This is a genomic window from Solwaraspora sp. WMMB762 (genome assembly GCF_049179115.1).
Classification (GTDB): domain Bacteria; phylum Actinomycetota; class Actinomycetes; order Mycobacteriales; family Micromonosporaceae; genus Micromonospora_E.
The window spans coordinates 516,836-536,382 of the sequence record NZ_JBMHMD010000001.1 but is presented as its reverse complement, the minus strand read 5'-3'; the positions used below and the strand labels follow the sequence as shown (position 1 = coordinate 536,382).

Genomic DNA, 19,547 nt, shown 5'->3' with positions numbered 1-19,547 from the left:
CTCCGTTCCTGTTAACGTTCACATCGATGATGTCGGTTGGGCCGGAGTCAGGGCCGTGGCCGGGCGATCAGGAGGCAGCCCATGTTCCGACGATCCGCACGACCCGGGCTGGCCGGCAGCGCACTGCTGGTCGGATCGCTCGTCGCCGCCGGGGTCGCGGCCGCCGGGCCGAGCCTGGCCGACCCGCCGCGGCCGGAGCCGGAGTACACGATCACCGTCGACCCCGCCAGCGCCGGCGTGCCGATCAGCGACACCATGTACGGCGTCTTCTTCGAGGACATCAACTACGCCGCCGACGGCGGCCTCTACGCCGAACTGGTCCGCAACCGGTCCTTCGAGTTCCTGCCGGTGGACAACCAGTCCTTCACCGGGCTGACCGCTTGGACCCCGGGCGCCGAGGCCGGCGGGTCCGGCACCGCGGCCACGGTCGACGACGACAGCCGGCTCAACGACCGTAACCGCACCTACCTGCGGCTCGACCTGGACAACAGCGACGGCGGACGGTACGGGGTGACCAACTCCGGCTACAACAGCGGGATCGCGGTCGAGGCCGGTAAACGCTACGACTTCTCGGTCTGGGCCCGTACCGACGCCGCCGGCAACCAGCTGACCGTCCGGCTGGTCGACGCCGACGGCCGCCGACTCGCCGAACCGCAACGGTTACGCGTCCACGGCGACGAATGGACCAGGTACACCGCCACGTTCACCGCCCACCGGACCTCCGACCTCGGCCGGCTGGTGGTGCTCGCCGGTGGCACCGGCACCGTACGGCTGGACATGGTGTCGCTGTTCCCCCAGGAGACCTTCCGGGGCCGGGCCAACGGCCTGCGCAAGGACCTGGCCCAGAAGATCGAGGCGTTGCGGCCGGGCTTCGTCCGCTTCCCCGGCGGCTGTCTGGTCAACACCGGCAGCATGTACGGCTACGACGCCGGGTCCGGCTGGGAGCGCGCCCGATCCTTCCAGTGGAAGGACACCGTCGGCCCGGTGGAGACCCGGGCCACCAACGCCAACTTCTGGGGCTACAACCAGTCGTACGGACTGGGCTACTTCGAGTACTTCCAGTTCGCCGAGGACATCGGCGCGATGCCGCTGCCGGTGGTGCCGGCGCTTGTCACCGGCTGCGGTCAGAACCAGGCCACCGTCGACGAGGAACTGCTGGCCCGGCACATCTCCGACACCCTGGACCTGATCGAGTTCGCCAACGGCCCGGTCAGCTCCACCTGGGGCGGGCTGCGCGCCGAAATGGGCCACCCCGAACCGTTCGGCCTCACCCACGTCGGTGTCGGCAACGAGGAGAACCTGCCCGACGAGTTCTTCGCCAACTTCCGGCGCTTCCGGGCCGCGATCGAGGCACAGCACCCGGAGATCACGGTGGTCAGCAACTCCGGACCGGACGACCAGGGCGCCACCTTCGACCGGCTGTGGCAGCTCAACCGGGCTGACGGGGTGGAGCTGGTCGACGAGCACTACTACAACAGCCCGGCCTGGTTCCTGCAGAACAACGACCGCTACGACAGCTACGACCGCGCCGGGCCGAAGGTGTTCCTCGGCGAGTACGCCTCGCAGGACAACAAGCTGTTCAACTCGCTCGCCGAGGCGGCCTACATGACCGGGCTGGAGCGCAACGCCGACATCGTCGAGATGGCCTCGTACGCCCCGCTGCTGGCCAACATCGACCACGTCCAGTGGCGGCCGGACCTGATCTGGTTCGACAACGACGAGTCCTGGGGCACCACCAGTTACCAGGTGCAGAAGCTGTTCATGACCAACGTCGGTGACCGGACGGTGCCCAGCGAGGCCACCGGGCCGACCCTCGGCACCCAGCCGATCACCGGACGGATCGGCCTGTCCACCTGGGCCACCTCGGCGACGTACGACGACGTGACGGTCACCGCCCCGGACGGCACCGTGCTGTTCAGCGACGACTTCTCCACCGGGGCGGGCCAGTGGACGCCGGTCGCCAACCGGGGCAGCTGGTCGGTGGTCGACGGCGCGTACACGCAGAGCGACACCGCCGCGCTGGACACCATGGTCGCCGCCGCCGAGATCACCGCCACCGACTACGACCTGTCGCTGACCGCCACGAAGAACGCCGGAGCGGAGGGCTTCCTGATCGGGTTCGGGGTCAAGGACGCTGGCAACTTCTACTGGTGGAACCTCGGTGGCTGGAACAACACCCAGGGCGCGGTGGAGAAGGCCACCAACGGTGCCAAGGAGACGCTGATCGCCAAGCCGAACCAGGTCACCACCGGCACCACGTACGACATCACCGTCAAAGTGCGTGGCGACAGGGTCACCCTGCTACTGGACGGCGAGGTGTGGGGCGAGTTCGTCGACGACCAGGTCACCCGCCCGTTCGCCCAGGTCGTCACCCGCGACGACGCCACCGGCGACCTGCTGGTCAAGGTGGTCAACGCGCAGGAGAAGGCGGCCGTGACCCGGATCGACCTTGGCGACCTGCCGGTCCGTTCGCATGCCCGGATGACCGTGATCAGCGGCGACCCCGGTCAGCAGAACACCCGGTCGGCCGAGCCGATCCAGCCGGTCACCACCCAGCTCACCGGCGTGGCATCCAGCTTCACGCACACCTTCGAGCCGTACTCCGTGACCTTCATCCGTATCCGCACCAAATAACTGAGGTGGCCCCCATGACGTACGAGGTGAACCGGCGCGCTCTGCTGCACGGCGGCCTGGGCTTCGCCGCTGCCGGCCTGACCGGTCTGGCCGGTGGGCTGACCGCCGGCGCCGGACGGCCGGACCCGGCCGCCGCCGCACCGACCGCCGGCAACACCCCCGGCCCGGTCGGCGCACCCACCGACGCGCAGGTCTACGGCGTACCGACGATCGACCCGCTCGTCAACCAACGCGCCGATCCGTTCGTCACCTACCCGGTCGCCGGCATGTACTACTTCACCGGCTCGGTGCCGGAGTACGACCGGATCGTGGTGCGCGGCGCGTCCACCATCGCCGGGCTGGCCACGGCGGCCGAGACGGTGATCTGGCGGCGGCCGGCCAGCGGCCGGATGGGCGGCCACATCTGGGCACCGGAGCTGCACCGCATCGACGGCAAGTGGTACGTCTACTTCGCCGCCGGCGACTCCGACAACGTGTTCCGGATCCGGATGTACGTACTGGAGTCCCCACTGGACGACCCCCGGGACCCGACCGGCTGGCAGCTGCGCGGTCAGATCGTCACCGAGTGGGACAGCTTCGCCCTGGACGCCACGACGTTCCACCATCACGGCCGGCGGTACCTGGTCTGGGCCCAGGGCGAGCCGGAGATCGCGGTCAACTCCAGCCTCTACATCGCCGAGCTGGCCAACCCGTGGACCCTGAAGACCAAGCCGGTGCGGATCGCCACCCCGACCCGCCCATGGGAGGTGCAGGGCTACGCGGTCAACGAGGGCGCGGCGGTGATCGTCCGCAACGGACGGGTGTTCATGACGTTCTCGGCCAGCGCCACCGACTCCCGCTACTGCATGGGCCTGCTCACCGCCGACGCCAGCGCCGACCTGCTCGACCACCGCTCCTGGACGAAGACCCCCGACCCGGTCTTCGTCACCAACGAACAGACCAGCCGGTACGGCCCCGGACACAACTCGTTCACCGTCGCCGAGGACGGCAAGACCACCGTGCTGGTCTACCACGCCCGTGACTACCGGGACATCACCGGCGACCCGCTGTACGACCCGAACCGGCACGCCCGGGTGCAGAAGCTCTACTGGGACGCCGACGGTAACCCGCTGTTCGGCGTCCCGGTCGGTGAGGGCGGCCCGATCGTGCGGCTCTCCCCCGCCGACACCACCCGCGACGCCTTCGTCCGCCACGTCGGCGCGACCGTGCTGGTCGACACCGACTCCCAGCGGCTGGCCGACACCCAGTTCCGCGTCGGTGCCGGGCTGGCCGGGGCGGACACCGTGTCGATCCAGTCGGTCGACCTGCCCGGACATTACCTGCGGGCGGTCGACGGCACGGTACGCCTCGACCCGGCCGCCGACGGCGCCGAGTTCGCCGCCCAGGCGAGCTTCCACCGGATCGACCGGGTGAACGGACGCATCTCGCTGCGCCTCGCCGGGGTCCCGTCGGCCTTCGTACGCCACGAGAACGGGCAACTGACCATCGGTCCCGCCGCCGGCGCGCAGTCGGCCTTCCGGCTCAGCTGAGCCCACCGTCAGCACCGAGGTGTCACACGGTTCCGGAAGGGCGGACCACTGTGCTGGCTCCCGGAAACCCACGGTGCCTCCGCGAACGTGATGCCACAGGTGCATCTTGATGCACCTGTGGCATCAGGCCCAAGCGGCACCCCCGACCCTGGGGAGTCAACGGTGCGCTCACTCTCCGGTGGCCCTGTGCCAGGGCTGGACGGCGTCGCGAGCTAGAGCAGGTCGAGCGGGTCGATCTGGATGCGTACCGGCTGACCGGCGCGGCGGGCGGTGCGGGTGCCGGCCGCCACCCGCAGCTGCCGGGCCAGTTCGGCCGCCTGCGACCGGCGGACCCGGATCAGCATCCGTTCCTGGCCGTCGGCCGCCGGCACCGGACCGAGCAGTTCGGCGCCGTCCGGCATCCGCAACGCGGCCAGCAGTTCGGCCACCGCCTCGGCGGGGCCGGTCACGCTGGCCATCCGGGCTGCTGGCGGGAAACCAAGCTCCCGCCGGTCGGCCAGCTCGCGGGCGGCGAACCAGCCGGGGTCCCAACGCAGCAGTGCCTGCACCGGGGCGAGCCCGCCGTCGGCGATCACCACCACCTGGCCGCCGTCGGCCGCCGGCCGGGCCAGCGCGGCGGCGGACAGCCAGCGGCGTAGTGCCTCCTCCGCCGCCCGCAGGTCGGCCCGGGTCAGCAACGCCCAGGTGTCCAGCAGCAGTACGGCGCCGTAGCCACCGGCGGCCACCGGCTCGGCCCCGGGGGTGGCCACCACCACTGCCGGTTCGGCCGGCACCGAGGTGAGCACCTCGTCGCGGCCGGAGGTCCGCACCGTGGTGCCGGGGAACGCCCGGCCCAGCTCTTCGGCGGTACGCCGGGCACCGGTGACCGCCGCCCGTAGCCGCCGCCCGTGGCAGTGCGGGCAGGCGTATCCGGCGGCCGGCCGGCCGCACCAGCGGCACTGTGCGGTGGCGGTCGCCGCCGGCAGGGCCAGCGGGCCGGCGCAGTGCTGACAGCGGGCCGGGGCCCGGCAGTCCGCGCAGGACACCGCCGGCAGGTAGCCGCGCCGGGGCACCTGCACCAGCACCGGCATCCCGGCCTGCAACGCCGTACGGGCGGTGGCGAAAGCAAGGCTGGGCAGCCGGGCGGTGGCGGCACCGGCGTCGCGGGCCAGCTGGGCATCGTCGCCGGCCGGGGTGACCCGTGGGGCACGTCGCCGGACGGTCGCCCGGGCGGCGATGATTTCCCGGGCCCAGCCGGTCTCTACCAGCTGCTGCGCCTCGCCGGAGCGGGCGAAGCCGCCGAGCAGCGCCGCGACCCCGCCCAGCTGTGCCCGGGTGAGCAGTACCTCGCGGGCGTGCGGGTAGGGCGCACGCGGTTCGGCATGCACGTCGTCGCCGTCGTCCCAGATGGCGACCAGACCCAGATCGGCGACCGGGGCGAACATCGCGGCCCGGGTGCCGACGACCACCTTGACCAGGCCGTGTCTCGCCGCGAGAAACGCCCGGTAGCGCCGGGCCGGGCCGAGCGCCGCGGTCAGCACCACGTGCCGACCGGCACCGAGGACCCGGCGCAGGGCCGCGTCGAGCCGGTCGACGTCGCGTCCGTCCGGTAGCACCGCGACCGCGCCCCGGCCGGCCCCTACGGTGGCGGCGATCGCCTCGGCGTACCGCGCCGGCCAGTCCTCGCCAGGCAGCGGCGCCCAGACGGCGCGGGCCGGCCGGCCGTCGGCGACGGCCCGTAGGAACGCGGGTCCGGACGGGTACGCCGCCCATCCGGCGGCGTCGGTCGGCACAGCGTCGGGTGGCACGGTGGCGGGTGGCGCGGCGTCAGTCGGCGCGGCGACGGGACCGGGCTCGGGCACGGGCCCGCTGGGCTCCTGCTCGACGCGGGCGTGTCGCGGCGGCACGGCCAGCCGCAGCACGTCGGCCAGGTGCCCGGCGTACCGGTCGGCGACGGTGCGGGCCAGAGCGGCGATCTCGGCGCTGAGTACCCGTTCCGGTGAGACCAGCTTGTCGAGGAAGGCGAGCTTGCCGTCGTGACCGGAGGCGGCCACCCGGTCCAGCACCCACCCGGCCACCAGCTGGCCGGCGAACCGGACCCGGACCCGGGTGCCCGGCTGCACGCCGTCGTCGAGCTCCGCCGGGACCAGGTAGTCGAACGGCCGGTCCAGGTGCGGCAGCGGCACGTCGACGCAGATACGCGCGACCGGCAGCCGGTCGGCCGGCTGCCGGTCGTGTCCCGCTCGGGTGCTCACCGGGCCATCCTGCCCGGCCGCCGGGGTGGCCGGCGACCCGCCACCCCCGGCGGTACGGTCAGCGGCGGTGGGTCAGGCTCCGGCGGCGGACTTCAGGTCAGCGGCCCGGTCGGTGCGCTCCCAGGCGAACTCCGGCAGCTCCCGACCGAAGTGGCCGTACGCGGCGGTCGGCCGGTAGATCGGCCGCAGCAGGTCCAGGTCCCGGATGATCGCGGCCGGCCGCAGGTCGAACACCTCGCCGATCGCCCGTTCGATCCGGTCCACCGGCACGTTCTCGGTGCCGAACGTCTCCACGAACAGGCTCACCGGGTGGGCCTTGCCGATCGCGTACGCGACCTGCGCCTCGCACCGCTCCGCCAGCCCTGCCGCCACCACGTTCTTGGCCACCCAGCGCATCGCGTACGCCGCCGAACGGTCCACCTTCGACGGGTCCTTACCGGAGAACGCGCCGCCACCGTGCCGGGCGTACCCACCGTAGGTGTCCACGATGATCTTCCGGCCGGTCAGGCCGGCGTCGCCCATCGGTCCGCCGATCTCGAAGCGCCCGGTCGGGTTGACCAGCAGCCGGTAGCCCTCGGTGTCCAGACCGAGGCCCTCCAGCTCGGGGGCGATCACGTGCTCGCGGACGTCCGGGGTGAGCAGTGACTCCAGCGAGATGTCGGCGGCGTGCTGGCTGGAGACGACCACGGTGTCCAGCCGCACCGGCCGCAGCCCGTCGTACTCGACGGTGACCTGGGTCTTGCCGTCCGGCCGCAGGTACGGGATGGTGCCGTCCTTGCGGGTCGCCGACAGCCGCCTCGCCAGCCGGTGTGCCAACGCGATCGGCAGCGGCATCAGCTCCGGCGTCTCCGAGCAGGCGAACCCGAACATCATGCCCTGGTCGCCGGCGCCCTGGGCGTCGAGCGTGTCGTCGGCCGACTCGCCGACCCGGCGCTCGATGGCGGTGTCGACGCCCTGGGCGATGTCCGGCGACTGTGCGCCGATCGACACGCTCACGCCGCAGGACGCGCCGTCGAACCCTTTCTTGGAGGAGTCATAGCCGATCCCGAGGATCGTCTCGCGAACGATGGCCGGAATGTCCGCGTACGCCTGGGTGGTGACCTCCCCGGCGACGTGCACCTGGCCGGTGGTGATCAGGGTCTCGACCGCGACCCGGGACCGGGGGTCCTGGGCCAGCAGCGCGTCGAGGATCCCGTCGCTGATCTGGTCGGCGATCTTGTCCGGGTGGCCCTCCGTGACAGACTCGGAGGTGAAGAGACGGCGTGCCACGGTACTCCTTGAATCCGAAAGCAATGGTTCCCGGCAGTCTAGTCATCCACGTTGGGGTCTGGCGCCGTGCCGACCAAGGAATCCGGCGGTGCGCCGACCGACGTAGCGGAGCTCACTGCGACAGTCGGGCCACTACCAGATCCCATATGTCGTCGGCGAGCTGCTCCTTGCCGCGTTCGTCGAGCACCGCGACCGGACCGTCGGCGTCGAGCACTGTGGCCGAGTTGGCGTCCGCGCCGAACACCCGGTCGACACCCACCTGGTTGGCGACGATCAGGTCCGCGTTCTTGCGCGCCAGCTTCGCCCGGGCGTTGGTCAGCAGGTCACCGGTCTCCGCGGCGAACGCGACGAGGAGCTGTCCGGGTCGCTTTGCCGCGCCGAGTTCGGCTGCGATGTCCGGGTTGGTGACCAGTTCGATCACTGGCGGTCGCCCGCCGTCGTCTTTCTTGATCTTCGTGGGTACGTAGCTCGCCGGCCGGAAGTCGGCCGGCGCCGCCGCCATCACGACCACGTCGGCTTCGGCCGCCGCGGCGAGCGTGGCGACCCGCAGCTCCTCGGTGCTGCCCACCCGGATCAGCCGGACACCGGCCGGATCGGGCAGCGACACGTTCGCGGCGACCACCGTCACCTGCGCGCCACGGGCGACGGCGGTACGGGCGAAGGCGTACCCCTGCTTGCCGGACGACCGGTTGCCGAGGAACCGCACCGGGTCGAGCGGTTCACGGGTGCCGCCGGCGGTGACCACCACCCGCCGGCCGGTGAGGTCGGCGCTGACGAGGCCGGCGGCTGCGCCGACGGACCGGGCCAGGACCCGGCGGGCGACGGCGAATATCTCCCCGGGGTCGGGCAGCCGGCCCTTGCCGGTGTCGGACCCGGTCAGCCGACCGGTCGCCGGCTCGATGACCAACACACCGCGACGGCGCAGCAGCGCGACGTTGTCGGCGGTGGCCGGATGCTCCCACATCTCGGTGTGCATCGCCGGGGCGAGCAGCACCGGGCACCGGGCGGTCAGCAGAGTGTTGGTGAGCAGATCGTCGGCGAGCCCGTGCGCGGCCCGGGCGATCAGGTCCGCCGTGGCCGGGGCGACCAGCACCAGGTCGGCCTGCTGGCCGAGCCGCACGTGCGGCACGTCGTGGACGTCGCTGAAGACGTCGTCGGCGACCGGCTGACCGGACAGCGCCGACCAGGTCGGCGCACCGACGAACCGCAACGCGGCCGCAGTCGGCACCACCTTGACCTGGTGGCCCGACTCGGTCAGCAGCCGGAGCAGCTCACACACCTTGTACGCGGCGATCCCGCCGCCGACGCCGAGAACGACCCGGGGCGGGACGCGGTCCGGCGTACCGGCGCTCAGGGCTGGTCGGTGGGCTCGGCGGTGAGCAGGTTGGAGTTGATCTCCCGCATGGCGATGGAGAGCGGCTTCTCCTGGGGCGTGGTCTCGACCAGCGGTCCGACGTACTCCAGCAGGCCCTCACCGAGCTGGCTGTAGTACGCGTTGACCTGGCGGGCACGCTTGGCGGCGAAGATCACCAGGGCGTACTTCGACGAGGTCTTCTCCAGCAGCTCGTCGATGGGCGGGTTGGTGATGCCTTCCGGGCTGGCAATGGATCCCACGGGATGCAACCTCTGTGTCGTCGGGCTCTGTCGCTGGGTGCTGTCAGGCCGGGCGGTGTGACTGGGCGTCGGTCAATAATGACGAACCGAGCAATCCTACCAGCTCGGTTGCGGCTCGCTGGACCTCGTCGTTCACCACCGTGACGTCGAACTCCCGCTCGGCGGCCAGCTCCTCGTCGGCATGCTCCAGCCGGCGACGGATCGTCTCCTCGTCGTCGGTCCCCCGACCGACGAGGCGCCGTTTCAGCTCCTCGACGCTGGGTGGCGCGAGGAAGACCAGCTGGGCCTCGGGCATCGCCGCCCGCACCTGCCGGGCACCCTGCAGGTCGATCTTCAGCAGCACCGGCTCGCCGGCGCGTAGTCGTTGCTCGACCGCCGAGCGCGGAGTGCCGTAGAGGTTGCCGGCGAACTCGGCCCACTCCAGCAGCTGCCCGGTGGCGGCCATCCGCTCGAACTCGGGTCGGTCGACGAAGTAGTAGTGGACGCCGTCGACCTCGTAGTCCCGCATCGGGCGGGTGGTCACCGAGACGGACAGCCAGATCCAGGGCGAGCGCGCCCGGATCAGCTCGATCACGCTGTCCTTGCCGACCCCGGAGGGGCCGGAGAGGACCGTGAGCCGAGCTGCCGGGCGCGCGTCGTCATACATGGTCACTGCTTGTTTCTACACCCTGCCGCGAATCAGTTCGCGGCGAACTCCCCGAGCAGGGCCTTGCGCTGCTGGTCGCCGAGGCCACGGAGGCGACGGCTGTCGGCGATCTTGAGCTTCTCCATGATCTGGGTCGCCCGGATCTTGCCGATGCCCGGCATCGCCTGCAGCACGGCGGAAACCTTCAGCTTGCCGACAACGTCGTCGGACTCCGCCCGGTCGAGCACGGCGGCGAGGGTGGTCTTGCCCTGCTTGAGTTGCTCCTTCAACTCAGCACGGGCCTTACGGATCTCCGCGGCCTTCTCCAGCGCGGCTGCGCGCTGTTCGGGGGTCAGTGACGGGAGCGGCACCAGTTCTCCTCAGGTCCCTATCGCGACGGGCGGATCGCACCGCCGCTCTGTGAAACGTGGTGTGGCCGGGAACCAAAGGGGCATGTGGTTCCCAGCGCGGGGAAAACTAGCGGTCAGCGACGTTTTCGGCAACGTGGCCGCACCACGATCACGCGGGGGTGATCGATCGCTCACTCAGATCAGAACCCCGAGAGCCTCCCGACACTTAACAAGCGTCTGTTCGGCTGCGGCCCGCAACGCCGACGGATCCGGGCCGGCGTTCAGCACCTCGCGGGAGTACGACGGAAGGACTGCGGAAAGCGCTTGCCCGAACACTGTCCGCAGGTCCTCGGGCCGTCCACCTTGCGCACCCAGCCCGGGGGCAAGCATTGGGCCATTGACATGCGACAGTTCATGGCCGGTGTCACCAACGGTCGCACCGACCACCAGACCGAAACTGCCAATCGGCTCCGCACCTACGTTGAGCTGCGAAATCTCATCGATCACCGTCTGAGCGACGGTGCGTCCATCGGACAGCCGGGCGTGCTGCACGGCCCGCCCCTCGGGATTCGAGGTCAGCGCGACCACGAAGACGCCGCCGCCGTGCCGGCCGGCGAGATCGAACATCGGAGCGAGCGCCCCGACGCCCAGATACGGGTTGGCCGTGACCGCGTCGACCGCCAACGGGCTCGCCGGATCGAGGTAGGCGGCGGCGTACGCGGCGACCGTCGAACCGATGTCGCCGCGCTTCACGTCAAGCAGGACGAGGGCTCCAGCCTCGCGAAACTGTCGGATAGTTGACTCTAGGACACCGATGCCCGCAGCCCCGAATCGTTCGAAGAAGGCCGATTGAGGCTTCACCACCGCGGCCACGTCGCCGAGCGCGTCGACCGCCGTCGCGGCGAACCGGGCCAGCCCGTCGACGTCGGCCGGCAGCCCCCACCGGGTCAACAGCTCCGGATGCGGGTCGACACCCACGCACAGCGGGCCCCGGACGCTGACGGCCCGGTGCAGTCGCTGACCAAAGGTCTCCATCGGCTCTCCCTTCCTCAGCGGTACCGCCGGGCGGACCTCAGCGCGGTACCGCGACGGCCGCAGCCGCCATCGCGCGGGCGATCCGCGCGATGTCATCGTCGTCCGCCGGATAGGGCGGCATGGTGTAGATCAGGTCCCGGAACGGCCGCAGCCACACCCCGGCGTCCACCGCCGCCGCAGTCGCCGCCGCTAGGTCGACCGGCCGGTCCAGCTGGACCACCCCGATCGCGCCGAGCACCCGGACGTCGCGCACCCCGGGCAGCGTCGCGACCGGAGCCAGGCCGTCGCGCAGCCCGGCCTCGATCCGCCGTACGGCGACCTGCCAGGCCGCGACGGACCCGGCCGCCGTCGGCGCGGCGGCGCGCAGCAGTCCGATCGAGGCGTTGGCGACCGCGCAGGCCAACGGATTGCCCATGAAGGTCGGCCCGTGGGCGAGGACCCCGCCGGCGGAGATCCCGGCGGCCACCTCCGGGGTGCACAGCGCGGCCGCCAGCGTGAGGTAGCCACCGGTCAACGCCTTGCCCAGGCAGAGCACGTCCGGTGTCACCCCGGCGTGCTCGGCGGCGAAGAACGCGCCGGTACGGCCGAACCCGGTGGCGATCTCGTCGAAGATCAGCAGTACGTCGTGCGCGGCGGTCGCCTCGCGCAGGGCGCGCAGGTACGCCGGATGGTGGAACCGCATGCCGCCGGTGCCCTGCACCACCGGCTCGACGATCACCGCGGCGATCTCGTCCGCGTGCCGGGCCACCGCGTCGTCCAGCTCGGCCAGGTACCGCTCGTCCGGCGCCGCCGCGAAGTCGCCCGGCGGGGCGGACACGAACACCTGCGCCGGCAGCACTCCGCGCCACAGGTGGTGCATCCCGCCCTCTGGATCGCAGACGCTCATCGGGTGGAAGGTGTCCCCGTGGTAGCCGCCGCGCCAGGTGGCCAACTTGCGCCGGCCGGGCCGACCCTGGCCCAGCTGGTACTGCAGGCCCATCTTGATCGCGACCTCGACGCTCACCGAGCCCGAGTCGCAGAGGAAAACGTGCTCCAGGCCGGGCGGGGTGATCTCCACCAGGGTCTGCGCGAGGCGGACCGCCGGCTCGTGGGTGAGCCCGCCGAACATCACATGCGCCATCCGACCCAGTTGGTCGGTGACCGCCGCGTCCAGCACCGGGTGCCGGTAGCCGTGCACGGCGGCCCACCACGACGACATGCCGTCGACCAGTTCCCGCCCGTCGGCCAGCCGCAGCCGGACCCCGGCGGCGCTGTCGACCAGAAGAGGCGCCATGGCCGGGGGCAGCGCGGCGTACGGATGCCAGACGTGCCGACGGTCCAGCTCCCGCAACCGATCGGCGCGGTGGCTGTCGCCGGGCACCGGCAGCTGTGCGCTCGTCGGTTCCGGGCCCGCCGGACGCGGTGCGCTCATCGGCCCCGGGCCTGCCGGGCGATCGCCCGGACCAGCCCCGGACCCCGGTAGATGAAGCCGGTGTAGAGCTGCACCAGGCTGGCACCGGCGTCGAACATCCGGGCCGCGTCGTCCGGGTCGAGAATGCCGCCGACCCCGATGACCGGCAACGCGCCGTCGGTCTCCCGATGGACGAAGGAGACCACCTCGCGGGCCCGGCCGGTCAACGGACGGCCGGACAGCCCGCCGGCCTGCTCCGCCTGACCGACGTCGGCGGCGGCCAGGCCGGATCGGGACAGGGTGGTGTTGGTGGCGATCACCCCGGCCGCGCCCCGGGCCAGACAGACCTCCAGCAGTTCGGCGATGGCCGGCTCGGCCAAGTCCGGCGCGATCTTGACCAGGATCGGCCGCTCCCCCACCAGCGCGGCCAGCAGGGTGTCGAGGTACTCACGGTCCTGCAGCTGCCGCAGTCCCGGGGTGTTCGGCGAGGAGACATTGATCACGAAGTACTGGCCGTAGCCGCTGAGTGCCTTGTACGCCGACAGGTAGTCGTCAACCGCCTCCTCGATCGGCACGACCTTCGACTTGCCGAGCGAGATGCCCAACGGCACCGGGCGGTCGGCGTGCGCCGGATGCGATCGGCCGAACCCGGCCCGCTCGTCCAGCCGGCCGAGCACCGCGAGCCGGTCGGCGAGCGCCTCGGCGCCGGCGTTGTTGAACCCCATCCGGTTGATCACCGCCTCGCTGGTCGGCAACCGAAACAGCCGGGGTCGGGGGTTGCCCGGCTGGGGACGCGCGGTGACCGTACCGACCTCGACGAAGCCGAAGCCCAGCGCCGGCCAGGCGGGCAGCGCCAGGCCGTCCTTGTCCATCCCGGCGGCCAGGCCGACCGGGTTGGGGAAGTCGACCCCGAAGACGGTACGCGGCGCGGCCACCGCGTACCGGGTGCGCAACGCGGCCAGCGCCACCCGGCTGCGGGACAGGGCGGCCAGCCGACGCAGCGTCCATTCGTGGGCGGTCTCGGCGTCGCCGCCGCCGAGCCGGAACAACGCCGACCGGGCCAGCCGGTACCCGCCGGAGCGGGTCACCGGGCGGCCTGCCGGCCGGTTGTCTCCGGGCGAAGCGCCGCGTGCAACTGCTGCAGCGGCCGGACCGCCATGTCCCCGTTGATCAGCGCCTCGATGCCCATCACGGCGGCGGCGACGCCGGGCACGGTGGTCACGCACGGGGTGTCCGCGTTGACCGCCGCGCTGCGGATCTCGTACCCGTCGGAGCGGGCGCTGGCACCGGAGCCCTGCGGCGTGTTGATCACCAGGGCGATCTCGCCGGAGGCGATCAACGTCACCGCGTCCGGTTCGCCGTCGCCGGACTCCTCCCAGTGTTTGCGGGTGAGTTCGCAGGCGATGCCGTGGCGGCGCAGCACCTCGGCGGTGCCGGCGGTGGCGACGATGTCAAACCCAAGATCGGCCAGCCGCTTCACCGGGAAGATCATCGCGCGTTTGTCCCGGTTGGCGACCGACACGAAGATCTTTCCGCTGGTCGGCAGGGAACCGTACGCGGCGGCCTGCGACTTGGCGAAGGCGTTGCCGTACGCCGGGTCGATCCCCATCACCTCACCGGTCGACTTCATCTCCGGGCCGAGCAGCGAGTCGACGCCGTGGCCGGCACGGGTACGGAACCGTTTGAACGGCAGCACCGCCTCCTTGACCGCGATCGGCGCGTCCGGGGGCAACGTGCCGCCGTCGCCGGTGGCCGGCAGCATGCCTTCGTCGCGCAGCTGCGCGACGGTGGCCCCGAGCATGATCCGGGCCGCCGCCTTGGCCAGCGGCACCGCGGTGGCCTTGGAGACGAACGGTACGGTCCGCGAGGCGCGCGGATTGGCCTCCAGCACGTACAGCACGTCGTCCTTGAGCGCGTACTGCACGTTGAGCAGCCCGCGCACCCCGACGCCGCGGGCGATCTGCTCGGTGTAGTGCCGGATGGTGGCCAGGTGCGGGGCGGCCAGGGTGATCGGCGGCAACGCGCAGGACGAGTCGCCGGAGTGGATGCCGGCCTCCTCGATGTGCTCCATCACTCCACCGAGGTAGACCTCGCCGGTGGCGTCGCACAGCGCGTCCACGTCGATCTCGATGGCGTCGTCGAGGAACCGGTCGACCAGCACCGGGTGCTCCGGCGAGATCTCGGTGGCCCGGCCGATGTAGTCGCGCAGCGTCGCGTCGTCGTAGACGATCTCCATGCCGCGCCCGCCGAGCACGTACGACGGGCGAACCAGCACCGGGTAGCCGATCTCGTCGGCGATCGCCTTGGCCTGCTCGAACGACACGGCGGTGCCGTGCGCCGGGGCGCGCAGCCCGGCGCGGGCCAGCACCTGACCGAACGCGCCCCGCTCCTCGGCCAGGTGGATCGACTCCGGTGGGGTACCGACGATCGGCACCCCGGCGTCGGCGAGGCGCTGCGCCAGCCCGAGCGGGGTCTGCCCGCCGAGCTGAACGATCACCCCGACCACGCCGGGGCCGCCCGCGGCCCGGCCGGCGGCGTCCTCGGCCTGCCAGACCTCCAGCACGTCCTCGAAGGTGAGCGGTTCGAAGTACAGCCGGTCGGCGGTGTCGTAGTCGGTGGAGACCGTCTCCGGGTTGCAGTTGACCATGACGGTCTCGTACTCGGCGAGCGCCATCACCGCGTGCACGCAGGAGTAGTCGAACTCGATACCCTGGCCGATCCGGTTCGGCCCGGAGCCGAGGATGAGCACCTTCGGCCGGTCCGACGGCGCGACCTCGCTCTCCGCGTCGTAGCTGGAGTAGTGGTACGGCGTACGGGCGGCGAACTCGGCGGCGCAGGTGTCGACCGTCTTGTAGACCGGACGCAGACCGAGCCGGTGCCGCAACGCCCGTACCCCGTCCTCGCCGGCCAGCTCCGGACGCAGCGCGGCCACCTGCCGGTCGGACAGCCCGGCCCGCTTGGCCCGGCGCAGCAGCGCGGCGTCGAGCACCGGCGCGGCCTCGATCTCGCCACGCAGCTCGACCAGGCCGGCGATCTCCTCCAGGAACCAGGGGTCGATGCCGCCGGACGCCTCGGCGACCTGGGCGACGGTGGCGCCCAGCCGCAGCGCCCGTTCGACGGTGTAGAGCCGGCCGTCGTGCGGGGTGGCCAGCTCGGCCAGGGTGGACTCGAGGGTGGCCCCGGCCGGATCGGGCACCGTCCAGAACCCGGCGGCCCTGGTCTCCATCGAACGCATCGCCTTGTTGAGCGCCTCGGTGAAGTTGCGGCCCAGGCTCATCGCCTCGCCGACCGACTTCATCGTGGTGGTCAGCTCCGGGTCGGCGCCGGGGAACTTCTCGAACGCGAACCGGGGGATCTTGACCACGACGTAGTCGAGGACCGGCTCGAACGCCGCCGGGGTCTGCTTGGTGATGTCGTTGGGGATCTCGTCGAGGGTGTAGCCGATCGCCAGCTTGGCAGCGATCTTGGCGATCGGGAAGCCGGTCGCCTTGGAAGCCAGCGCCGACGAACGGGACACCCGGGGGTTCATCTCGATGACGACGAGTCGGCCGGTCTGCGGGTGCACCGCGAACTGGATGTTGCAGCCGCCGGTGTCGACGCCGACCTCGCGCAGCACCGCGATGCCCATGTCGCGCATCTGCTGGTACTCGCGGTCGGTGAGAGTCATCGCCGGGGCGACGGTGACGCTGTCGCCGGTGTGCACCCCCATCGGGTCGATGTTCTCGATCGAGCAGACCACGACCACGTTGTCGTTGCGGTCGCGCATCAGCTCCAGCTCGTACTCCTTCCAGCCGAGCACGCTCTCCTCGATGAGCACCTCGTGCACCGGGGAGGCGGCCAGCCCGGCACCGGCGATGCGCTCCAGGTCCGCCGGGGTGTGCGCCATGCCCGAGCCGAGCCCGCCCATGGTGAATGACGGTCGGATCACCACCGGCAGCCCGAGTTCGGCGACGGTGTCGTGCACCTCGGCCATGCTGTGGCAGACCCGGCTGCGCGGGGTCTCGCCGCCGGCGGCGGCGACGATGTCCTTGAACAGCTGCCGGTCCTCGCCGCGGCGGATCGCGTCGACATCGGCTCCGATCAGCTCCACACCGTACTTGTGCAGCACGCCGGCGGAGTGCAGGGCGACGGCGGTGTTCAACGCGGTCTGCCCGCCGAGGGTGGGCAGCAGCGCGTCGGGACGCTCCCGGGCGATGACCAGCTCGACGAACGCGGGCGTGATCGGCTCGACGTAGGTGGCGTCGGCGAACTCGGGGTCGGTCATGATGGTCGCCGGGTTGGAGTTGACCAGCGACACGCGCAGCCCTTCGGCGCGCAGCACCCGGCACGCCTGGGTGCCGGAGTAGTCGAACTCGCAGGCCTGGCCGATGATGATCGGCCCGGAGCCGATCACCATGACATGCTGCAGATCTGTCCGCTTAGGCATGTTTTCCCTCGATCAGCTCGACGAACCGGTCGAACAGGTAGTCCGCGTCGTGCGGACCGGCCGCCGCTTCCGGGTGGTACTGGACGGTGAACGCCGGCACCTCGTGGGCCCGCAGCCCCTCGACCACGTCGTCGTTGAGGCACACGTGGCTCACCTCGACGCCGCCGAAATCGGTGTCGATCACCGTGTTCAGCGGGGCGTCCACGGCGAACCCGTGGTTGTGGCTGGTCACCTCGACCTTGCCGGTGGTGCGGTCGAGCACCGGCTGGTTGATGCCGCGGTGGCCGTAGCCGAGCTTGTAGGTGCCGAAGCCGAGGGCCCGGCCGAGGATCTGCGAGCCGAAGCAGATACCGAACAACGGCGTACGCCGGGCCATCACCTGCCGGGCCAGCTCGACCGCGTGGTGTGCGGTGGCCGGGTCACCCGGCCCGGGTGAGAAGAACACCGCGTCCGGCCCGGTGGCCAGGATCTCGTCCAGCGTCGAGGTGGCCGGCAGCACGTGGGTGGTCACCCCGCGCTGGGCCAGCCGGCGCGGCACGTTGCGTTTGATGCCCAGGTCCAGCGCGGCGACGGTGTAGCGGTGCTCACCCTGAGCGGTCACCGTGTACGGCTCGACGGTGGTCACCTCGGCGGACAGGTCCGCGCCGACCATCTGCGGCGTCTGCCGGACCCGGTCCAGCAGTTCCTGCGGGTCGTCGGTCAGCGTGGAGACACCGACCCGCATCACCCCCCGGTCGCGCAGGTGCCGGGTCAGCGCCCGGGTGTCGACCCCGCAGATGCCGACCACACCCTCGGCAGCGAGCCGATCCTCCAGGTCACCGGTGGACCGCCAGTTCGACGGGCGGCGGGCCGGGTCGCGGACCACGTACCCGGCCACCCGGATCCGGTCCGACTCGTCGTCGTCGACGTTGACCCCCGTGTTGCCGATGTGCGGCGCGGTCTGCACCACCACCTGCCGGTGGTAGGACGGGTCGGTCAGCGTCTCCTGATAGCCGGTCATCGCGGTGGTGAACACCGCCTCGCCGAAGGTCTCCCCGACCGCGCCGTAGCTCTCGCCGGGGAAGACCCGGCCGTCCTCGAGCACCAGCAGCGCCGGAACCCGCCGACGGGGTGGTGCGGTAGTGGCGGTGTCGTTCATCGCACGGCCTTTCCGTCGAGCACTGTCGCGTCGCCGCGCAGGAAGGTGGCGACCACCTGGCCGGGCAGCACCATCCGCGCGTACGGGGTGTTGCGGCTGCGGCTGGCCGACTCGGCCGGGTCGACGGTGCGGCTCGCGACCGGGTCGATCAGGGTGAGGTTCGCCGGAACGCCCGGCGCGGGGTCGTGTCCGTGCCCGGTCAGCCCGGCGATCCGGGCCGGGGCCCGGGACATCCGCTCGGCGATCAGCTCCCAGTCTGGTACACCGTCGGCGTGGTGCAACGCGGTCGTGAGCAGCACCACGGACAGGGCGGTCTCCAACCCGAGCATGCCGGGCCGCGCGTACGCCCATTCGCACTCCTTGTCCTCCACCGCGTGCGGGGCGTGGTCGGTGGCCACGATGTCGATGACGCCCTCGGCGAGCGCGGTGCGCAGCGCGGCGACGTCCTCGCCGGTCCGCAGCGGCGGGTTGACCTTGAAGACCGGGTCGTAGCTGACCGGCGCCTCGTGGGTGAGCAGCAGGTGGTGCGGGGTGACCTCGGCGGTGATCCGGACCCCACGGGCCTTCGCCTGCCGGACGATCTCCACGCTGCCGGCGGTGGACAGGTGGCAGACGTGCAGCCGGCTGCCGACGTGTTCGGCGAGCAGCGCGTCGCGGGCGATGATCGCCTCCTCGGCGACGGCCGGCCAGCCGGTCAGGCCGAGCCGGGTGGAGACCTCGCCCTCGTGCATCTGGGCGCCCTCGGTCAGCCGGGGCTCCTCGGCGTGCTGGGCGACGACACCGTCGAACGCCTTGACGTACTCCAGGGCGCGGCGCATCAGCCGGGGGTCGGCGACGCAGTGCCCGTCGTCGGAGAAGATCCGCACCGCGGCGGCGGAATCGGCCATCGCGCCGAGCTCGGCGAGGCGCTCGCCGGCCAGACCGACGGTGACCGCGCCGATCGGCTGCACGTCGACCAGCCCGGCCTGGCGGCCGAGCCGCCAGACCTGTTCGACGACACCGGCGGTGTCGGCCACCGGGGAGGTGTTCGCCATCGCGCAGACCGCGGTGTAGCCGCCGAGCGCGGCGGCCCGCGATCCGGTCTCCACCGTCTCGGCGTCCTCCCGGCCGGGTTCACGCAGGTGGGTGTGCAGATCGACCAGACCGGGCAGGGCGATCAGGCCGTCGGCGTCGAGCACCTGCGCACCCGGCGCGGTCAGCCCGGAGCCGGCGTCGGCGACCACGCCGTCGCGCAGCAGCAGGTCGACGGGGTCCCGGCCGAGGACCCGGACGCCCTTGATCAGGTACGCGCTCACAGCGAGGT

The 19,547-nt window shown here is 71.8% G+C and carries 14 protein-coding genes; 2 read left to right on the top strand and 12 right to left on the bottom strand.

Annotated features, from left to right (window positions below):
• The first annotated feature begins 81 nt into the window (after window positions 1-81).
• Together ACN27J_RS02530 and ACN27J_RS02525 are read left to right on the top strand one after the other, a co-directional pair.
• Window positions 82-2,634: an alpha-L-arabinofuranosidase C-terminal domain-containing protein gene (locus ACN27J_RS02530; RefSeq protein ID WP_421363092.1), complete on the top strand. Its 2,553-nt coding sequence runs from the start codon at window positions 82-84 to the stop codon at window positions 2,632-2,634.
• Window positions 2,635-2,648: 14 nt separating this feature from the next.
• Window positions 2,649-4,163 carry a family 43 glycosylhydrolase gene (locus tag ACN27J_RS02525; RefSeq protein WP_421363090.1) on the top strand — a complete coding sequence of 505 codons (1,515 nt, stop codon included), beginning with the start codon at window positions 2,649-2,651 and terminating at the stop codon, window positions 4,161-4,163.
• Window positions 4,164-4,375: 212 nt separating this feature from the next.
• Here the strand turns inward: ACN27J_RS02525 and ACN27J_RS02520 are convergent, their stop codons facing one another.
• From ACN27J_RS02520 to ACN27J_RS02465, 12 genes are all read right to left on the bottom strand, one after another.
• On the bottom strand, window positions 4,376-6,340 hold the full coding sequence (locus ACN27J_RS02520; protein ID WP_421372083.1) for a primosomal protein N': 1,965 nt from the start codon (window positions 6,338-6,340) through the stop codon (window positions 4,376-4,378).
• Window positions 6,341-6,469: 129 nt separating this feature from the next.
• Window positions 6,470-7,666, bottom strand: coding sequence for a methionine adenosyltransferase (metK, locus tag ACN27J_RS02515; protein WP_416597274.1), 1,197 nt, complete (start codon window positions 7,664-7,666; stop codon window positions 6,470-6,472).
• Window positions 7,667-7,778: 112 nt separating this feature from the next.
• A complete protein-coding gene (gene coaBC, locus ACN27J_RS02510; RefSeq protein ID WP_421372081.1) occupies window positions 7,779-9,020 on the bottom strand; it encodes a bifunctional phosphopantothenoylcysteine decarboxylase/phosphopantothenate--cysteine ligase CoaBC in 1,242 nt (413 codons plus the stop codon).
• Entirely contained in the window at window positions 9,017-9,280 is a 264-nt protein-coding gene (gene rpoZ / locus ACN27J_RS02505; RefSeq protein ID WP_123601182.1) for a DNA-directed RNA polymerase subunit omega, read from the bottom strand. Before rpoZ ends, coaBC begins: the two co-directional genes overlap by 4 nt.
• 43 nt (window positions 9,281-9,323) lie before the next feature.
• Window positions 9,324-9,926, bottom strand: coding sequence for a guanylate kinase (gene gmk, locus ACN27J_RS02500; RefSeq protein ID WP_278174471.1), 603 nt, complete (start codon window positions 9,924-9,926; stop codon window positions 9,324-9,326).
• Between the two features lie 32 nt (window positions 9,927-9,958).
• The gene (gene mihF, locus ACN27J_RS02495) at window positions 9,959-10,276 is read right to left on the bottom strand and encodes an integration host factor, actinobacterial type (RefSeq protein WP_123601181.1); all 318 of its coding nucleotides are present in this window, start codon (window positions 10,274-10,276) and stop codon (window positions 9,959-9,961) included.
• A gap of 174 nt (window positions 10,277-10,450) precedes the next feature.
• Window positions 10,451-11,290, bottom strand: coding sequence for an orotidine-5'-phosphate decarboxylase (pyrF, locus tag ACN27J_RS02490; RefSeq protein WP_421363088.1), 840 nt, complete (start codon window positions 11,288-11,290; stop codon window positions 10,451-10,453).
• Between the two features lie 37 nt (window positions 11,291-11,327).
• Window positions 11,328-12,701, bottom strand: coding sequence for an adenosylmethionine--8-amino-7-oxononanoate transaminase (locus tag ACN27J_RS02485; protein ID WP_421363086.1), 1,374 nt, complete (start codon window positions 12,699-12,701; stop codon window positions 11,328-11,330).
• A complete protein-coding gene (locus tag ACN27J_RS02480) occupies window positions 12,698-13,768 on the bottom strand; it encodes a quinone-dependent dihydroorotate dehydrogenase (protein WP_421363084.1) in 1,071 nt (356 codons plus the stop codon). The genes ACN27J_RS02485 and ACN27J_RS02480 overlap by 4 nt, the downstream gene beginning before the upstream one ends.
• Entirely contained in the window at window positions 13,765-17,106 is a 3,342-nt protein-coding gene (gene carB / locus ACN27J_RS02475) for a carbamoyl-phosphate synthase large subunit (RefSeq protein WP_421363081.1), read from the bottom strand. The genes ACN27J_RS02480 and carB overlap by 4 nt, the downstream gene beginning before the upstream one ends.
• On the bottom strand, window positions 17,099-18,244 hold the full coding sequence (gene carA, locus ACN27J_RS02470) for a glutamine-hydrolyzing carbamoyl-phosphate synthase small subunit (protein WP_421363078.1): 1,146 nt from the start codon (window positions 18,242-18,244) through the stop codon (window positions 17,099-17,101). Before carA ends, carB begins: the two co-directional genes overlap by 8 nt.
• Window positions 18,241-19,539 (bottom strand): dihydroorotase, encoded by a 1,299-nt coding sequence (locus tag ACN27J_RS02465; RefSeq protein WP_421363075.1) that lies wholly within the window; start codon window positions 19,537-19,539, stop codon window positions 18,241-18,243. Before ACN27J_RS02465 ends, carA begins: the two co-directional genes overlap by 4 nt.
• Between the last annotated feature and the right edge of the window lie 8 nt (window positions 19,540-19,547).